16 protein-coding genes are annotated in these 19,351 nt (G+C 27.3%); 7 read left to right on the top strand and 9 right to left on the bottom strand.

The features are described 5' to 3' along the window. Positions 1-18: 18 nt before the first annotated feature. Complete coding sequence (locus BN1865_RS06925; RefSeq protein ID WP_050636514.1) at positions 19-411, bottom strand: GNAT family N-acetyltransferase; 393 nt, start codon at positions 409-411, stop codon at positions 19-21. Positions 412-650: 239 nt separating this feature from the next. Here BN1865_RS06925 and BN1865_RS06920 point away from each other — a divergent pair, with 239 nt between their 5' ends. Further along, positions 651-1,976 carry a hemolysin family protein gene (locus BN1865_RS06920; protein ID WP_050636513.1) on the top strand — a complete coding sequence of 442 codons (1,326 nt, stop codon included), beginning with the start codon at positions 651-653 and terminating at the stop codon, positions 1,974-1,976. Positions 1,977-1,992: 16 nt separating this feature from the next. On the opposite strand, the gene BN1865_RS06915 is transcribed toward BN1865_RS06920, so the two are convergent. Further along, the gene (locus BN1865_RS06915; protein ID WP_232780348.1) at positions 1,993-2,418 is read right to left on the bottom strand and encodes a hypothetical protein; all 426 of its coding nucleotides are present in this window, start codon (positions 2,416-2,418) and stop codon (positions 1,993-1,995) included. 183 nt (positions 2,419-2,601) lie between these two features. Between BN1865_RS06915 and BN1865_RS06910 the strand changes: the two genes are divergently transcribed. Together BN1865_RS06910 and BN1865_RS18360 are read left to right on the top strand one after the other, a co-directional pair. Then, entirely contained in the window at positions 2,602-3,312 is a 711-nt protein-coding gene (locus BN1865_RS06910) for a LytR/AlgR family response regulator transcription factor (RefSeq protein WP_050636511.1), read from the top strand. A 691-nt stretch (positions 3,313-4,003) separates the two neighbouring features. Beyond that, positions 4,004-4,612 (top strand): GHKL domain-containing protein, encoded by a 609-nt coding sequence (locus BN1865_RS18360; RefSeq protein WP_050636510.1) that lies wholly within the window; start codon positions 4,004-4,006, stop codon positions 4,610-4,612. Between the two features lie 14 nt (positions 4,613-4,626). Here the strand turns inward: BN1865_RS18360 and BN1865_RS06900 are convergent, their stop codons facing one another. Together BN1865_RS06900 and BN1865_RS06895 are read right to left on the bottom strand one after the other, a co-directional pair. Beyond that, a complete protein-coding gene (locus BN1865_RS06900; protein ID WP_050636509.1) occupies positions 4,627-5,340 on the bottom strand; it encodes a LytR/AlgR family response regulator transcription factor in 714 nt (237 codons plus the stop codon). A 13-nt stretch (positions 5,341-5,353) separates the two neighbouring features. After that, positions 5,354-6,088 (bottom strand): LytR/AlgR family response regulator transcription factor, encoded by a 735-nt coding sequence (locus tag BN1865_RS06895; protein ID WP_232780347.1) that lies wholly within the window; start codon positions 6,086-6,088, stop codon positions 5,354-5,356. A gap of 220 nt (positions 6,089-6,308) precedes the next feature. On the opposite strand from BN1865_RS06895, the gene BN1865_RS06890 reads away from it, so the two are divergent. Continuing rightward, positions 6,309-6,566 (top strand): helix-turn-helix domain-containing protein, encoded by a 258-nt coding sequence (locus tag BN1865_RS06890; RefSeq protein WP_050636507.1) that lies wholly within the window; start codon positions 6,309-6,311, stop codon positions 6,564-6,566. Positions 6,567-7,152: 586 nt separating this feature from the next. On the opposite strand, the gene BN1865_RS06885 is transcribed toward BN1865_RS06890, so the two are convergent. Beyond that, the gene (locus tag BN1865_RS06885) at positions 7,153-8,052 is read right to left on the bottom strand and encodes a nucleotidyltransferase family protein (RefSeq protein WP_082189921.1); all 900 of its coding nucleotides are present in this window, start codon (positions 8,050-8,052) and stop codon (positions 7,153-7,155) included. A gap of 122 nt (positions 8,053-8,174) precedes the next feature. Further along, a complete protein-coding gene (locus tag BN1865_RS06880; protein WP_050636505.1) occupies positions 8,175-9,614 on the bottom strand; it encodes an LCP family glycopolymer transferase in 1,440 nt (479 codons plus the stop codon). 2,167 nt (positions 9,615-11,781) lie between these two features. Here BN1865_RS06880 and BN1865_RS18355 point away from each other — a divergent pair. Together BN1865_RS18355 and BN1865_RS19075 are read left to right on the top strand one after the other, a co-directional pair. Continuing rightward, the gene (locus BN1865_RS18355) at positions 11,782-12,012 is read left to right on the top strand and encodes a hypothetical protein (protein ID WP_157844100.1); all 231 of its coding nucleotides are present in this window, start codon (positions 11,782-11,784) and stop codon (positions 12,010-12,012) included. A 3-nt stretch (positions 12,013-12,015) separates the two neighbouring features. Next, positions 12,016-12,243 (top strand): transposase, encoded by a 228-nt coding sequence (locus BN1865_RS19075; protein WP_445082206.1) that lies wholly within the window; start codon positions 12,016-12,018, stop codon positions 12,241-12,243. 373 nt (positions 12,244-12,616) lie between these two features. Here the strand turns inward: BN1865_RS19075 and BN1865_RS06875 are convergent, their stop codons facing one another. Next, a complete protein-coding gene (locus BN1865_RS06875; RefSeq protein ID WP_050636504.1) occupies positions 12,617-14,077 on the bottom strand; it encodes an LCP family protein in 1,461 nt (486 codons plus the stop codon). A gap of 340 nt (positions 14,078-14,417) precedes the next feature. Next, a complete protein-coding gene (locus BN1865_RS06870; protein WP_157844098.1) occupies positions 14,418-15,584 on the bottom strand; it encodes a sugar transferase in 1,167 nt (388 codons plus the stop codon). Between the two features lie 1,117 nt (positions 15,585-16,701). On the opposite strand from BN1865_RS06870, the gene BN1865_RS06865 reads away from it, so the two are divergent. Further along, positions 16,702-17,256, top strand: coding sequence for an acyltransferase (locus BN1865_RS06865; protein WP_050636502.1), 555 nt, complete (start codon positions 16,702-16,704; stop codon positions 17,254-17,256). Positions 17,257-18,191: 935 nt separating this feature from the next. On the opposite strand, the gene BN1865_RS06860 is transcribed toward BN1865_RS06865, so the two are convergent. Then, a complete protein-coding gene (locus tag BN1865_RS06860; RefSeq protein ID WP_050636501.1) occupies positions 18,192-19,301 on the bottom strand; it encodes a DegT/DnrJ/EryC1/StrS family aminotransferase in 1,110 nt (369 codons plus the stop codon). Positions 19,302-19,351 lie beyond the last annotated feature (50 nt).

Raw genomic sequence — 19,351 nt, 5'->3', positions numbered from 1 at the left:
AAATGTTGGACAACATTTTCACTGCCATAAGTAAATCATTTTCTCTATTTCATCTGATTGATAAAATTTTCTTAAATGTTGGGGAATTGCCTTTGTTTCAATATACTGACATCCTAATTTCTTAATAATTTTTTGGGATATAAAATGATGAGGATCACATGTTATGATAAGATGATCAAAATGTATCATTTCTTTTAACAATAAACATCCCTGATAAGCATAATTGTGTCCTCGAAATTCTTCAAATACTGTATAACCAATATGACCATCATAATAATGTTCTTCATCACTACCTACCCGTAATACTATTCTCCCAACTTCCTGGCTATCAACAATCATGCTATAAAGATAATATGGCGTAAAACCCTTAGGCAAATTTTCATGAACATACTCTAATAATTTTAATTCCATTAATCTCATTCCTTTTTTACTATTTTAACATATTTATCAAAATATTGACAGTTTTTCAAAATATGATAAAATAGGTATCATAAAAGGGAGTAGTTAGCATCATTTTGATGTTATATAGTCGTCACCACGCTGTCAAGCCGGTTTATATATTCAATAACGAGACTTTTATTACAAGTGTGATACTGGTCTTTTTTTGTATCACAAAATGAAATAGAGCCAAAAATAAGGAGAGTGATGATATGGACTCTATACCCTCGCAATTATTATTACAGTTTATCTTGATTTTAGTGAACGCATTTTTTGCTGCAACAGAAATTGCTGTTTTATCATTGAATGCAACACAGTTAGAAAAAAAGGCTGAAGAAGGAGAAAAGACTGCAAAAAGGTTATTGCAATTAACGCAAGAACCTGCTGGTTTCTTATCAACGATTCAAATTGGTATTACTTTAGCTGGTTTTTTAGGAAGTGCCTTTGCAGCTGATAACTTTTCTGAATATTTAGTGAATTGGATTTATCATGATTTAGGTATGACTACATTGTCATTAAATACTTTAGATACTTTATCAGTTATTTTAATAACATTGATTTTGTCATATTTCACATTGGTTTTAGGTGAATTAGTTCCTAAAAGAATTGCTATGCAAAAACCATATGAAGTTTCAAAATTTTCATGCGGTGTTGTTTTGGTTGTTGCTAAAGTTGTCAATCCTGTTGTCAAGTTTTTATCTTTTTCAACAAATGGGATATTAAAAATTCTTCATTTAAAAACAGATGCCCAAGAAGATTCAGTAACTGAGGAAGAAATTCTAATGATGATTGAGTTAGGTGAAAAAAGAGGTGTCTTAGATCAGGATGAAAGTGAATGGCTTCAAAATATTTTTGATTTTGATGATACTTCTATCCGTGAAATTATGACACACTCAGTAGATGTGATTTCTATTGCTTTAGATGCTTCTGATGATGAGATCGTCAATACAATTAAGAAAACAGGTCTATCCAGATTCCCAGTATATGAAGAAAACGATGAAAACATTATAGGTATTCTTCATGTAAGAGATTACCTCTTAAATTTACAGACAAAAGAAAAAGATTTCAAATCGCTTTTAACACCCGCATACTTTATCCCTGATTCAATGACTGCTGATGATTTATTTGATGATATGCAAAAAAAGAATATCCATTTTGCTATTGCTATTGATGAATTTGGAGCAATGAGTGGAATTATTACTTTAGAAGATCTTGTAGAAGAAATTGTTGGGAATATCTACGATGAACACGATGCTTATGAGCAACCTTCTATTCAGTCTTTAAATCACTATCAATGGAAAGTCACAGGAAATGTTTTAATTGAAGATTTAGCTGAAGCAGTTAATGTTGATCTTCCTACAGATGAAGACTATGATACTGTTGGTGGATATATTTATAGTCACCTTCGTTCAATACCAAAAGATGGAACAACGAAAACTATTCATACTGACCAATTAACATTTCAAATAACAAAAATTCAAAACAGACGTATTAAAGAAGTCATTGTTACTAAAAATGAAAGCAAGCCTCAAGATTAGAGACTTGCTTATTTTTTTATTTAAGATTATCTGCACTAAATTTTAATGTGACATCGCAAGAATTGCTTGGCTCTAAACTATGTGATGTAACTCCAGTAAAATAGACTGTTCCCTTTGAACAACCGTATTCAGTTGACAATTGTGCAGAATTCAATGGAATACCAATTAACATTGATTTTACAGATTTAGATGAATTTATAAGTTCTGCATAATTTCCTAAAGCAGCATCACCTTTTGTTTTCTTAAATGTAGCAAATGAACCAGTTGTCACCTTTTTGCTTCCATAGTATGTATCAAAACTTTCATCTCCCCAATTAGGTATATCCTTATGTGTAACTGTTTGGTATGCACTACCATTTGTATACACATATGCTGCAGCAGTAGAAATAGTTCCACATAAGACTAATAAACTCATTCCCAAAACAGCCATTTTCTTTTTCATTCTCATTATTAATCACCCCCTTCCCTATAATAATTTACCAAGAATTCAAAAAAATATGTCGAATAGGTAAAAAAATGCATGAATTGGGATAAAAAATGCACACACATACAATATAATATGTTATACAATAGAAATGCAGTATAACTAATATGTACTGTAGGCGATATATGGGAGGATGATATTATGAAAATCGCGGTTTGTGACGATGAAGAATTTTTCGTCAATGATATTTTAGAAAGGATAAATCAGTTTGGAATTGAAGATATAGTACCTAACAAATTTGATGGATATACTGATGCACAAGATTTACTAGACAATTTTGAATTGATTCAATATGATCTTATATTTTTGGATATTGAATTAAAGAATCATAATGGAATGGATATTGCAAGAGAACTCAAAAGTATTAATTCTGAATGTATTATTGTATTTGTAAGTTCTTATAAGAAATATATGCATGAATCATATTGGGTTGGTGCATCACAATATTTAAATAAACCAATCAATGGTACATTATTTAATCAAGAATTAAAAAGATTAGTCAATTTATATAAAAGTCTTAATAGAAGTGTCTATTTTAATACTTCTCTTGGAACAAAACTTATAAAGACTGACAGTATTATTTATTTAGAAACAAGTTACAGTACATATAAACTATATACAACTGTTGGTTCTTATTATGGAAATAGTAAAGCAATTATGCATACAAAAAAAGAATTACTTGATTTTCACTTTTTCCAATTAAATAGAAGTATTATTATTAACTTTAAACATGTAGATACTTTTAAAAGTGATAGTATTAGAATGATTAATAAAGATGAATTGAGTATTACGAAAAGAAAAAGAAAAGAATTTAAAGAAAGATTTTTTGATTACATAGATAAGGAGTTTTAATATGAATTTACTAATAAATTTCACAATTGGCATTATATTATCAATCATTGATTTATATTTAATACATTACTATATAAACAATCTATTTCCTGAAAATATAAAGAATTTTAAAAGTATTTCTTCAATATTTTTAACATACTTTTTTACATTTATCTTACTTTTATTATCAAACTATACATTTAAACCTTACATCATTAAAATAGTATTATATATTTTTTCTATATTACTTATATCAAATTATAAATTTAAAAATCATTTTAAGTACATTTGCATTCTAATACTATTTAAAGTTTCCATTCATATTATAATTATGTTTTTCTTTTCATGGTTATTTGACATATCGGTCCCAATATTTTACTTTCATTTTTCTATTCCTTATAGTACATTAGTATTAATTATAGAAAGATATGTTCTATTTATTACAATTTCTATTTATTCTAGAAAAACAATATTAGAAAATTTCAACATAATAAAAATAGCAAGTATAATTCTTTATATCTATTTTAGCATTACTATAGTTATCAACAATAAGTCTCTATTCTACTTCCCAAATATTGGGAGAACATTTCTATTTATAGTAATTGTTAGTATTGCTTCATTAATATTATTTGATAGATATCAAGTCAAACATGAAATAATAGAACGTGAACAAGCAATTACAACTCAAAATATTTTGAAAGAGAAAGAGTATTTGAATAAGTATAATGATTCCATTGATGAAATCAGGACAATGAGACGTGATATGCATAATACACTTCATATAATTCATGGTTATCTTGAAGCTGAACAAACTTCTGAAGCAACTGAATATGTATGCCATTTACTTGGAATTATGAATAATTCTTCAGCGCTGGTACATGTTGGTATACCTTGTATAGATAGTGTTTTTGATGACAAATTAAAGATGATGAATAAGAAGAATATAAAATATACTGAGTATATTGCACATGTAAATATTGGTTGTATTGAAAGAAATAGTTTAGCCATTTTAATTGGTTTAGCTTTAGATAATGCTATTGAAGCTGCTGAAAAAGTAGAAGATAATAGATTTATCAAAGTTGAAATGAAGAATAGTCAACAATACTTAATTTTACGTATTACAAATTCTATTATTCTAGGAAGTCGTCCTAATTTTTGTAAAACGAGTAAATTAACTGATTCAATGAATCATGGTTTTGGTGTCAAAGAAATTAAGCATATCGCTAGTCAATATAATGGTGATGTCAAATATAAAACGAATGATGATAATGTAATATTAAAAGTGATTTTGAATATCTCAGAAAAAGAAGACCAATCATAATTGATTAGTCTTCTTTATTGTTTATCCAAGAATTTATAAAAAGCTTGTTTAAATTCTTTATATTTCTTTCTAGAAATTTTTAAAACTTCATCATTGGACATTGTTACAACTGAATTATCAATTGATCTAATATGAGCAAGATTCACTGTAAAACTTCTTTGAATTTGAAAGAAATGATATTCTAATAATTCTTCTCGATAACTTAATATTGGTTTCAATGAACCATAGTAAACACCTTTTGTTGTATATAGTTTATATCTTTTATAAAATGTTTCTAAAAAGATAATATCATGGACATTAATAACTGTATTTCCTACACTTGTAGGAAATACAAATGTTTTTTGATAAAATTGATATTTCTTTACTGCACGTTTTAATTCGTTTGTAAATAGTTTATCTTTCAGTGGCTTCTTCATATATTGAAATGCATTAACTATGTATGATTGATTAAAATAACTCATATGACTTGTTACAAAAATAATCATACAGTTAGGTTTAATATCATGAATCTTTTTAGCAAGATTAACTCCATTTACATCATTAAGTTCAATATCAAGATATATTAAATCATATCTTTTTATTTGAAATGATTCTAATAAATCTATACCATTTTGAAAAGTATCTACATATAGTGATACCTCATCTTGATATATATTTTCTAAATTATGAATACGTGAAGATATGTCTTTTAAATAGTATTCTTCATCGTCACAAATTGCAATCTTCATATTTTTTACCTTCCTATTTCTTTTTCTTATTTATATATCTTAGAAATTCATCATATAATAAATGATTTTTTATCAGTGATGTTCGACTCGTTGGAAAAACTTCTCTTGTTTTTAAAATAACATTTCTATCTGTTAAAAAGTCTATACATTTCATATTTACAAGAACACTTTGGTTGACTTGCATAAACCATCTTGATTTAAGTGCTGGTCTAAGTTTATATCTGTTTTTGACATGTGTCATAAAATGTTCATCATAAATAGTTACTATTTCTAAATCATTATAATATGTTTCGAAATATTTAATTTCATCGACTGTAAATATGCGTTTTCGTCCTATTTCTCTAATTGGAACAACAAATTTAATATTTTGTTCTAAATACCAATCCATCAAGTATTCAAATACATCTTTAAATTTATCAGTACTAATTGGTTTAAGAAGATATTCTCTAGCTCTAACTTGAAATGCTTCAGTAACTCTTCTATATTGATCACTGATAAAGACAACTTGACATGCTGGATTCACTTTTTTCAATCTCTGTGCTGCTTCGATTCCCTTTCCATTCTCTATTTTCATTTCAATAAATGCAAACTGATATGAATGTTTTTCTACACTATCTATGAATTCGTCTATACTTGCATATGCGTAGACTTGTAATTCGATTTCTTTTTCATGAAAACATTCAATAATCTTTTTTTGAATTAAATTGAGATAATCCCTTTGATCATCACAAACCGCTATGTTCATCATAAAACCTCCCCTTCTTTTATGAACTAACGCATTATTTATTGTATCGAATTATTCTCTCCGCGTCATTACACTTTTCTCCCATTTTAGGGTATTTTTAGAATTTTTGTTAAATTTTGTCATTATTTCTGCAAAAGAGAATTATAAATTCATTTGCAAAATGCAAGAAAATTCCCTAATGCAAATAAGATTAGTGTATAATATTCACCAAGGTGGTGAAATTATGAGTATTGGAGAAAGATTAAGAATATTGAGAGTTGAAGCTGGATTATCACAGAAACAAGTTGCTGAAACATTGAAAATGTCTAAACCCATTGTTTCACAATATGAATCTAATCAAAGAACTCCTTCTTTAGGAAAACTTATTCGCTTTTCACGTTTCTATAATGCATCTTTAGACTATATTTGTGAAAATGTTGATGAAAAGAATGCATATTTTGGTGATATCAAATCTTTAATGGAAAAGACAAAAGACAAATAGCGACATAAAAAGTTGTAACAATACATGTTGCAACTTTTTATGTCATATTTTTTTGACGAATCCGTCATGAATTCATGATAATATTGCTTGTTTTGTGAGTAATGGTTCCATTTTGTCTAAATACATATTATAATTGACTTGTCTTTAAAGATATGACCCATATATCAACAAATACACTCTTAAATAAAGAAAATGAACTCAAAAAAATAAAAAATACGAAAGGGATTTTTCTCATCAGCAAACATGTTGGTATATGGAAGATATATTTCTTGTTGTGACTTAGCCTAAATGGACCTGGCTTCTTATAGCAAGGAATATATGACAGATTAAATCGATTTAAAAATCTTGTCGCAGGATAAGAAAAAGCTAAATGTATGCTAGATGCATCGTTTAGCTTTTTCGCTTAAATAAAAGAGGAAGAAGTCATATAGACTTCTTCCTCTTTGTTAGCATTACAAACCACTCAATGATATTATCAAAACTTATTTTTCAATAAATTTTGTAATATGAGTTTATCATATTTTTTAATAAATGAAAATAGATTTTATTGAATTTATCATGTTTTTAATGATAATAAACACTTTATTTATAATTGTTTTGGATATACTCCTTTTTCTACTAATAATTGAATGTTATCTTTTACAAAATCTTTATCTTCTTTATAGGTTACACCAAACCATTCATCATGTGATTTTAAGACTTCTACAGAAACTTTTCCTTGATGAAGTAAATCACCTATAATTGTTGGTAAAAGATATTCTGCTTTTAAATTTGAAGCATCTAAAGCATTTAAGAACTCATCAAATTCTGTTTCTAAAATTTCAAAGAACTCTGGATATAGTCCCCACATATTCATAGAAACAACTGAATCTAAATCAATTTCTTGTTCCCCTACAACTGCTTTTCCATTTTTCTTTTCAATATTATGTGTTTCTACAATATCAACTAGTTTTTGATGAGCATCAACCTGGCAGACACCTCTTGTCACACCACCATTATCACTTAAAGTATTCTTTAAAACAAAACCAACCATACAAATTGGTAAAATACTGCTTGGATGTACTTCTGTTAAATACTTATAAGCTTCTATGTAAGCTTCTTTTCCATAGTAATCATCAGCATTAATAACTAAAAATGGTTCATCAATTAAATCTTTACAAGCTAAAATAGCTTGTCCAGTTCCCCATGGTTTTGTACGTTCTTGGAATCTTTCTTTATATTGATCAGGAATATTGTCTAATTCTTGATAAGCATATTCAACGTGAATTTTCTTTTTCATACGTTGTCCTATAATTTCATCAAAATCTTTTTCTAAATCTTTTCTAATGACAAATACAACCTTATTAAAACCTGCTTCAATAGCATCATGAATACTATAATCCATAATAATTTCTCCGCTTGGTCCAACTGGTTCTAATTGTTTGATTCCTCCACCAAATCGGCTTCCGATACCTGCTGCCATGACGACTAGCGTTACATTTTTCAATTTATTCAACTCCTTTATAATATGTGAATATTATATCAAATAGACTGATAGACAACAATGAAATGAAAATAAATTATCATTAAGAAAAAATAATCAGTCCCTTTGTTTTAAAGTTATCCATTTTATTGAATAGACTTTCCATCTAATACACTTTGAATAGCTGCCTTATTCTCTTTTACACTTGTTTCATTAGGCAACATATAATAAAGTTTTCTACCTGGTATATAGGCTCCCCCTGTTAACATTGCACCTGTTCCTATTAATTGTTTTGTTGTAAATGTCCAAGAAGCCATATCATTAAGTTGCATTTGAATAAGGCTCGTGATCTCAGAAGATTGCATATTGGTTTCAAAACATCCTTCAATAGAATTTAAAACTCCTGTATAATTTGTAAGAATTGCAGGTGACATCATTTTCTTTAACATTCCTGTTAAAACTCTTTGTTGATTAGCAACACGTCCATTATCGCCACCAGTAACTGTATAACGTGCTCTCGCAAAATAAAGCGCCTGATCACCATTTAATTGATTCATTCCTTTAAAATAATGATATTGACCTATAGAAAAATCTTCAATAGATTCAACTTCAATACCTCCTAGGGCATCTACCATTTGAATCAATGATGTAAAATTAACTCTTGCATAATAATTAATATCAATACCCATAAATTTTTCTACTGTTTTCACAGTATTTTCTATTCCAGCTAATCCAGAATGTGTTAATTTATCCTTTTTACCTTTATTATCTAAAGTCACATAATAATCTCTAGGAATACTTGTCATTAAAATTTGTTTTGTTTTTGGGTTAATTGTAACAATCATATTCACATCACTTCGAGAAATTGTTGAAACTTTACCAAACGTATCAATTCCACTAATATATATAACAAATGGTTTTGATACAACATCAACATCTTTAGAAAAATCTTCTAATTTTTTATCAATAGAATAAGACCATACAACTCTTGTATCTTCATTAAAATTTTCATAATCTGTTTCTAACATTGTTAGATAAGCAACATTTACAAAAATAGCATCACATTGATTATCATATAAATCTTTTGCTAGTTGGTGAAAATCATTAACCTCTAATGATTCAAAAGAATTATTTTCTTCCTTTAAAGCTGATAATGCTTTTGTAAAATATTGTATATCTTCTTGCATATTCATAGCTATTTTCTGTTGAGTTAAATCTTTAACATCTTTTATTTTACTTTCTTTCTTTACAATCACAGAGTATGTATAAGTATCCTTATCAGCTCCAGAAATACTATTGAGAGTTGAATCTCCTTTAGCAATATAAAAAGACCCAATTAACAAAAGTACGCTTATAACAACGCTTATGACCTTTGAAACAATTGTTTTGGTTGAATCACTTTGATCATTTTTCATTAAAAAGAATAATCCTATATCTAATAAACAGATAATAGCGATAAGAATGCATGCATACAACATTGGTAATGCACCTAACTTCAATAAAAAGAATATAAACATAAAACTTGCTATAATCTGTAATCCCAAAATAATTGGCATTCTGGTTATTTTTTGAATAATATTTTTCATTTCTACATTTTCCCCTTTTTCTAAGATAAATGTATATTAACATAAAAATATGTATAAGTTGTATCATTTTTGTAAAAGGATAATATTTTCTTTCTATATATTTTTTGATCAAAAAAATATCATTTATTTTAAACAAAAAAATCATAAATTTAAATTATAATGTAGCTATATTTCATTTTCTACATTTGAATGAGATTTGCCTTTTTATACTATTAAATTTTTAGGACTATACTATTTTTTGACACTCTCTCCCTCAAATATCGTCTCCTATAAATAAATTTTTTCTTGTGATGATAGTTTTATAGGATCATTATAACTTTGAAAGAAGAAAATAAACTCATGAAATATAATATTCTAAATTTTATTAGTATCATAATAAAATTTAGAATATTAATATTACAAAATATACTGATTTAATTATTTACCATACTATCACTAAAACGTCTAATTTCTTTACAAAAAAAGTATCAAAACCACGCCAGATTTTAATTATATAATTTAAATAAAAGTGTAAATTTTCCATTTCTATATTTTTAATTTTAAAAATGTGCATAATATTAACCATTCTTTACAATTTAAGCATCCAATTCAAATAAAAGTAGATTATTTTTATGTACAATATTAATTTTATTAAAACTATTCTTGAAATTCTACAAATTAATGATTCTTTTCATAGCTTTATGCATTTTACTTTTCACTATTTTAATTTCTGTATCTCAAAAAAAGATATTATATACATCAATCTTAGATAAGTCTTTCTTCCAATCCTCACTGCTAGTTTCCATTGATTGTCATGAATCCAAAGATACCAAAAGTATTAAACTTTTCCTTTTGCTTCTTTAAAGTTATTTTAGTTGTCAACTATCACATATTTACCTGTTATCATTGTCATCAATACTTTAAGAAAGATATATCTTTTCAATTCAATAATAGAAAAATTACTGTTCTTAATGTTCAAAGTGCTCTATTTGAATTTAAAAGAAACCATTCTGTGGTTTCTATCTCCAGAACACACACTCTTAAGATTCGTATTATATTTTGCATCTTTAAACAAAGTATTCATATATCCCATAGAACCTACTTCCTTCTCACAGTTAGTTTAATTGATGAATTCAAAGCAAACAATAACAGAGAAACATACGCCTTTCATATCGTCAATCCTACCAAGGAGAAAACTCATGATACTATTGAAGATAGACACTCCTCTCTCTAAGAGACTCTTTTCTTAGAGTTCACTGCAATCAAAGAAAAAAGTCAAAATGATAATTATGAATTTGTCTAGAACTTTCAGTCAATTATATATACATTGCTCTCCAATACAATGATTATTGCTGACTAATTTTGCATAGCAAAATTAGTCAGCACGAGTATGATTCAGTCTAGATTAGATATATGTACTTCCTTAAATCATAAATTCTTGAGTGAGTCAATTAAGAGAAATCTTCATCTTTTTGATAAGTATAAAAATTTCTAGACAATCAAAAGATCTGGTTTGATGATCATCTCAAGAAAACTTTATTTATTAGAATTACATAGATCACATATTTAAGCAGAAAGAATCAGACAAATTCTATAGAAACTAAAAATATATCAGGAATTACTTGAGATATTTCATAAGTTAATTACTAATTATAAATCACTTTTTCAACTAATGTCTGAACATATATCTGATACAAATAATTTCTATCATATAACTATGGTCAAAAACATAATAAAAAAGTTATACCAATATTGAAATCACTGAAATTCCAAGTTACACATATAAGAAAGAAACACAAATATTAAGTAAACTTTAACAGAAATTATATAGAAATCATGAATAATGTCAATAAGTGTGTAAAAAAATACATATGGCTATAAATACTTTAACAATTCAAAAAAACATTTCTACACTTAGGATGTAAATATAAACCTAAGTTTAAAGAACAAAAAAGGAATAGCTATTACAACGACTATTCAAATAATTTACAGGTCTAAAGTTTAGAGAGGGAAGAGTTTAGGAAAATAATTGCGCAAAATTTATATAAAGAAACAACAACTAAAATAATCTAGTTACTGTCTCTTTTTTAGTTCGTTTATCATAGATATTGTCTAAACACTATGAAAGGAACTATATGAATAATGATATCATGAAATTTTTAAATATTGAAGATAAAGATATAATCATATGCTTAAAGCCTATTTAAACACCTATAACTATGGAAAAATGTTTTTTCAATTGGATGACAATCTTATGACTATTCGACGTTTAAAAGAACAATATATAGAATTCAATGAAACAAAAGAAAAAGATTTGAACAAAATTGCTGGCATTTTAAATGCTCTGATCATTTTCTATTCTCATTCATCACTGGTTATGTTTAGAGATTTTTCTGGCTTATTAAAAAAGTATAAATAGGAAATCGTCAACTCCTTTATTTATATCATTGATAACAATGGTAAAGAAAGAAGACTATCTAATGGACCGATGGAAGGATATAATAGAACACCTAAAGATTTTAAGAGAAATTCCAGAGGATTAAGCAATTTTGAATACGCACGCAGCAGACTGATCCGGGCTAATAGACCTAATGAGCCTATTCTGTCTACTCCAAAATCAAAACAGGAAGTTTATAAATACAAAAAATAATGATAAAAAGTATCTAGACCATATAAAAGGAACAGCTGCCAAAAAAAGTCACAACTGTTCCTTTATGCTCGTTTAATTTTTTAGGTTCCCCCCTAAAGTTGTCCCCTAAATAATTTGGAAATCCTCCCAAATTATTTGGTTACCCATTACAACACTCTAGCCATTCACTATCCTCCACTTCTGACATAGATTTCAAAAATACAAACAAATTATTTTCTACTTTATTGGGTAGTTGAAATTTATGAAATACCAAGTTATTTTAGATTATTGAATAATTTTTTATTCTTGAATTCATGAATATATTATAACTCAAAATTTAGTTTTCACTAAGTTTATTTTGGATTATCTTTTCAACTTATTACCTTTATATCAGTTATTCTATTGGTTGTCCTTTTAGTATACTTTGAATAGCAGCTTTATTTTCAACAACACTTGAGTCATTTGGAATCATATAATACAAATTATTATTTGGCATATATGCTCCACCAGTCATTACTTTACCACTACCTGATAATTGTTTTTGAGCAATTTCCCAAGAAGCCATATCACTAATTTGCATTTGTAATAAACTAGTAATATCGCTTGACTTCATATTTGTTTCAAATGATCCATTTATAGAGTTTAATATACTAGAATAATTGGTAATAATAGTAGGCGACATCATCTTTTTAATCATAGCCGTCAAAACAAGTTGTTGATGAAATACACGTTCATTATCCCCGTCTGCAAATGCATGACGCTCTCTAGAAAATACTAAAGCCTTATCACCATTCAAATGATTAATACCCTTTTTAAATGTACTTCCATCAAATGCCGTGAAAGCTCTATCACTTTCGACATCTATTCCTCCTAATGCATCTACCATTTTTATTAAAGATGTAAAATTAACTCTTGCATAATAATTAATTTCAACATTCATAAAATTTTCTACAGTCTTAACTGTATTTTCAATACCACCTAATCCTGAATGTGTTAATTTATCTTTTTTTCCTTTATTAGCCAAAGTTACATAGTAATCTCTTGGAATACTTGTCATTAAAATCTGTTTTGTTGTAGGATTAACAGTTACAAGCATATTAACATCTGTTCTAGAAACAGTCGATACTTTCCCATATGTATCTATACCACTAATATAAACGATAAATGGATCTTTCGTTACAGAAACCTCCTTAGAAATATCCTGAGTTTTTTCGATAATTTCATATGTCCATATGATATCTATATCATTTTCAAAATTTTCATGATTGGCCTCTAAAACAGCAAAATAAGCTTCATTAACATAAATTGCACTTGTTTTCTTTGAATATAAATCTGTAGCCATCGTCTCATATTCATTAACTTCTTTAGTTTTAATTGATGATTCTTCTTTTTGAAGAGCAGTTACTGCTTCTTTCATTTTATCTGCTTCACCTGTCATATTTACTTCAACTGTTTTATCTTTTAGATCAGATAATTTTTTATAATTACTATCCTTTAATGTAATAACAGAAATACGAGTAGTTTGCTCATTTGCACCTGTAATTGTTCCTAACGTTGAATCTCCCTTAGCAATATACAAAGAAGCAATTAGTAAAAAAAGACTTACTAACAAACTTATAACTTTTCCAATAATTACCCGAATTTTTGCTTGTTCTTTTACTTTTGATGGTCTCATTAATAAAAATGTTCCTAAACATACCAGCAAAAGCAAAACAATCAAAATAATCATATATAACATTGGTAGAACCCCCAACTTGAGTATGAATCCTATAAGGACTAATGATACTAGTAATTGGATTCCCAATATAACTTTCCATTGTGTTATTTTTTGAATGATATTTTTTTTCTTTGACATAAAATTCCTCTTTTCTTTAAATCTTATATATATTAGCATATTGATGTGTACTTTTCAAGACTACGTAATGACGAAAAGCTCTTAACATATTGATTTAATCAGAATTTAATATTTTATTTATAAAATAATAAATACTTGTAATCCATAAAAAAAATAAGATATGCGATTAAGTTTGAAAAGTTAAGAAATAGAATAATATACGCTTAATGATGACATTACAATAAAGATAAAACAAAAGAAAGCACGACCAAATTTCATGCTTCCAATTTCAGTTCATATTTTACAACTTATAACTTGTTTACTACAAGTTATTTTAGATTATCTAACAATATTAATTTTATTAAATTGCTGTTTTCTTTCCTTCCTCTATACCCTCTGTACTACTTTTCATAAATAAGATTTTGATTGTGTAAATAATTAATTTCAAATCCATATACAAAGAATAATCGTTAATATACATTAAATCCAACTTTAATTTATCTTTAGGTGTTGTATTATATTTCCCAAACACTTGGGCATAACCAGTTAATCCAGCTTTAACTTTTAGTCTTAATTTAAACTCTGGAAATTCATTATAATATTCATCGGCAATCTCAGGCCTTTCAGGTCGTGGTCCAACAATTGACATATCGCCCTTTAAAATATTAATAATTTGAGGAAGTTCATCAAAACGAATTGCTCGTATAATTTTTCCGATTGGAGTAATTCGGTTGTCATTTTCGGTTGACAGTTGTGCACCTTTTTGCTCGGCATTAACAATCATACTTCTGAACTTATAAACTTGAAATACCTCTCCATCTATCGTTAACCTATCTTGCTTGTATATAATCGGTCCTCTATCATATAATTTAATACATAAAGCCGTGATTAACATAAAAGGTGACACTATAATAGCAACTGGGATAATAATTAATAAATCCATAACCCTTTTTACTATTTTTTGTCCAAGTGACAAACCCCAATGATTAGCAACTAAGAGAGGCGTGTCCATTAAATATAAGTTATGTGTACCTCTACGAATAATTTCAGGAATTTCAGGAATAATAAATAGACTTTTTTCTTCTTCGAAGCAATAAACTGTGATTAAATCCCTTAAATCTTTTCTTACTTCATAAAGCATTATTGAATCATAGACAGTACTTAATTCAATAATTTCTTTTGAAGTCAGCGAATCAGATATCATTCTTGTAATAAAATACCTATTTTTACGTGAAATAATTTTTTTTGATACCTCTGTAGGATCATGTCCAAATATTAAAAGTATCTGATGATGTTCAAATATTAAAAAATAAAGTTTATTTCCAACAACACCCCAAAGTATTGTGAATAAAGTCTGAATTATTTGTAATAAAAACATATAAATGAAAATTTTAAAATCTAAATTAATTATAAAAATCAAGCCATATGTTAAACAATTACAAAGTAATGTTGCTAAACTTACTGAATAAACTATCTCAGATACTTTATAAGTTCCTAACTTATAACCTTCATATAGATGAATAATCATATGTAATAAAACTGTATAAAAAACAGAAATTAGCAATATATACTTAATGTTTAAATAATATAAACATAAGATATTACAGCCCACAATGAATATTAGAATAAAACAAACATATGTATTAAATAATAAATATTTTAACCACTTCACATTATCTACTCCCCAACTCACTTCAATAATATTAACATAACAATAATGAATTAACAACAAATAACTACATATTTTTTAAATAACTGGAAAACTTTCTCATGAGATGATCTGAAATTTACATAGAACTTAAAAAAATTCTCGTCATTATAGAAATTATCTGATAAAATAAGATTAACAAAAGAAGAAATTAACTTTCAAAATTGTGAAAAAAGGGACATATTATTAACTTTATAGTTCCTACCAGTCAGAATATTTTATAAACGATTTCTTTCAGCAGAACACGTAGTTAAGCTTGAACTTATATCTGATATACTTTTTGAGGAGGTGAATTTTTTTGATATATGAACTGACAAGCATGGGTTTTAAAAATTGATAATCCGTTTAGTGTCCCTATCATCATTTTTTATCTTTTAGTATTGACTACAACATTCGATATAGGTTATATTGCGATATAATACTTTTCGAGTGATTTTATGTATACATTGTAGTAGCAGTTGTTTTGGAGATTCACTTCTCTACATCTAATTAACTAGTTGTTGGAAAAATAACAACCTTTAGCGAATATATAGTCAGTGTAGCAAATATATACAGTAATGATGCGTTTATGTACGTCAACGCCACAGAATTTGGAATAAATAACTTACATAAATAAAAAACTCCTTTCAAATAAAATAGAGAAGAAGATACAGTGACTAGACATCTGACACTAAAGAGAAAACCGAAGTCAATGATTAATATACAGCCTCGAGGGCTATTCGTGTATGCTTGAAAAAGATATCCATGCACTGGTTAAAATACTGTTTTGAACTGAATAAGTTACAGAAATCTACAATTCACCTCACCTTGCTTTCTAGTATGACTCTTCTTCAGTTAAACAATAAAATAAACAGCCTAAGGAATCAAGGTTATTCATTATAGTATGTGATATGTGCCTTGAACCCAAGCCGTAGGCGGAAAGGAATGTAAAATTAGAATGAATAGTTTTTATTCAGTTGAAGAATTAAAAGAATTAGGATTAAAATCATTTGGAAAAAATGTTCTTATTAGTAAAAAAGCAAGCATCTATAACTCAAAAGAAATTGAAATAGGCAATAATGTAAGAATAGATGATTTTTGTATATTGAGTGGTAAAATAAAATTGGCAAATAATATACATATAGCTGCTTATTCAAGCCTTTTTGCTGGTAATGTTGGTATAGAATTAGAATCATTTTCCTGTATTTCATCTAGATGTGTAATTTATTCAATATCTGATGATTATTCTGGTAACTATCTTACAAATCCAACTGTACCTAATTGTTATAGAAATGTTATTGAAGAACCTGTATTGTTAAAAAAACATGTTCTTATTGGCACTGGTTCAACTGTTTTACCAGGTGTTACTATTGGCGAAGGAACATCAATAGGTGCTATGACATTAGTAAATAAAAGTTTAGACAGTTGGGGGATTTATATTGGCATACCTGCAAAGAAAATCAAAGATAGATCACAAAAACTATTAAAATTAGAAGAAAAAATAAATTATTAGAACTTACTCATGAAAAGTATCGCTCTTAACCCCATGATTATGGGCGATTTTATTTATTCTGGGGTAAACGGCATCTTTTAATTTTCGCTGACATTTTCGTTTCTTCCTTTAATTCTTATTTGGGGTCATCTTTGTGATGATCCTTTTCTATACATAAAAATTCCTTTCGTGATATGATTTGACTGCTTATTTCAATCTATCAAGAAAGGAGTAATATCATGTACAATGATATCATTAATATTTTAAATCTTAATCACTCTGATGTACAATCTTGTACTTTAAAAAAGAAAATAATTGTGTTACTTATTATATTACACTTATAAGAAAGGATATTATCTGTCCTTACTGTCTTCAAAACTTCATATCAAGGATTATCGCAATGTCAAACTCAGTCATCAGGTTATTCGAGGTATAAAAAATCACTTTCATCTTCTTTAGACAAACTACAAATCATAAAAAGACAAGGAAGAAAACGTAGAAAATAAAATAGTAAAACAATAACTAAACAAGATTAAATAAGCCAAATAAGAAGGTAGAAATCAGTGAATCTTCATCACTTTATTCTACCTTTATTTAATACTTAAACCCCCAGTGATTTAAAGCCTATTTAGATTTGATCCCAGAATAAATTAAAGTATCTGATTATGAGCGATACTTTTCTGACTATACATTTTCTAGGGAGGTCTAAAACTCCAAATCTTTTTAAATTCCAATTTCATGGACCACATAAAAATTCAGAGACTTAATTTTTTGGTAAAACACCACACTTTACTTTAAAGCGAAAGTTCATTCACCACATAGAAATTTAATACAACATTAAATTTTACCTATAATTATTTAAATCATCTTTTGAATCTACGTAAAATAGTTTTTATAATTTCTGAAATTTACGTATTAATCAATTTTCAAAATCTATATTTATTGTCTAAATATATTTATTTTTGACATTTCTTTATAGCATTACAAACTATATCAATATTATCAAATGATAGATCTGCATATAATGGCAATGTTAAAACTCTTTTAGAAATATATACAGCAATAGGTGTTTGATTAGTATCAAACTGACCATGAAAACAATCAAAGGAATTAGTTAAAGGATAAAAGTATTTCCTAGAAAAAATATTTTGAGTTTTTAAATAATTATATACTTCATTTCGTGTGCTTCCAAATATCTTATCATCAATAACAATAGGAAAATATGCATAATTTGCTTGAACATGATCTTGTGGTTGTAAAATTGTAATCCCCAAAACATCACCTAAATTTTTTTTATATCTATTTATCACTTTTTTTCTTTTTTCTATTTCAGCATGGACATGTCTTAAATTGCAGATCCCCATTGCAGCCTGAAATTCATTCATTTTTGCATTTGCACCTATAGAATCAACCACTTCCTCATCTCTAATACCAAAATTTTTCAACCTATTAACTCTTTTACCAAATTCAGGATTTTTAAAACATAATGCCCCACCTTCTATAGTGTTGAAAACTTTTGTGGCATGAAAACTGAACATTGAAACATCACCATATTCTGCTATTCCTTTCCCTTTATATTTTACACCAAAAGCATGAGCAGCATCATATATAACTTTCAAATCATATTTTTTTGCTATTCTATCAATCTCTTCTACATTACAAACATTTCCATATACATGCACAGGAATAATGGCAGATGTCTTATCTGTAATTAATGACTCTATTTTTGTAACATCAATTGTATAATCTTCCGCATTAATATCACAAAAAACTGGCGTTAATCCATTTCTTACAATTGCATGTGTCGTTGAAGCAAATGTAAACGGCGTCGTAATAACCTCTCCTGTTAAATTCATAGCCTGTATAGCTAATTCTAATGCCATATGACCATTCGAAAATAGTGAAACATTTTCAACATTTAAATACTCTTTTAGAGTATTTTCTAATATGCAATGTTTCTCTCCCATATTTGTTAGCCAATGGGTTTCCCACAGATCACTTATTTCATCAATATATTCATCAAAATCTGGCATAGATGATCGTGTCACAAGTATCTTTTCTTTCATAATTTTATTAATTTCCTCCTTCATATTCTATTAATTTCATTTTTTCAAAA

It is taken from the genome of Candidatus Stoquefichus sp. SB1 (assembly GCF_001244545.1).
Classification (GTDB): Bacteria; Bacillota_I; Bacilli_A; order Erysipelotrichales; family Coprobacillaceae; genus Stoquefichus.
Note: the sequence above shows the minus strand (reverse complement) of the source record. Positions and strands in the feature narration are given on the sequence as shown.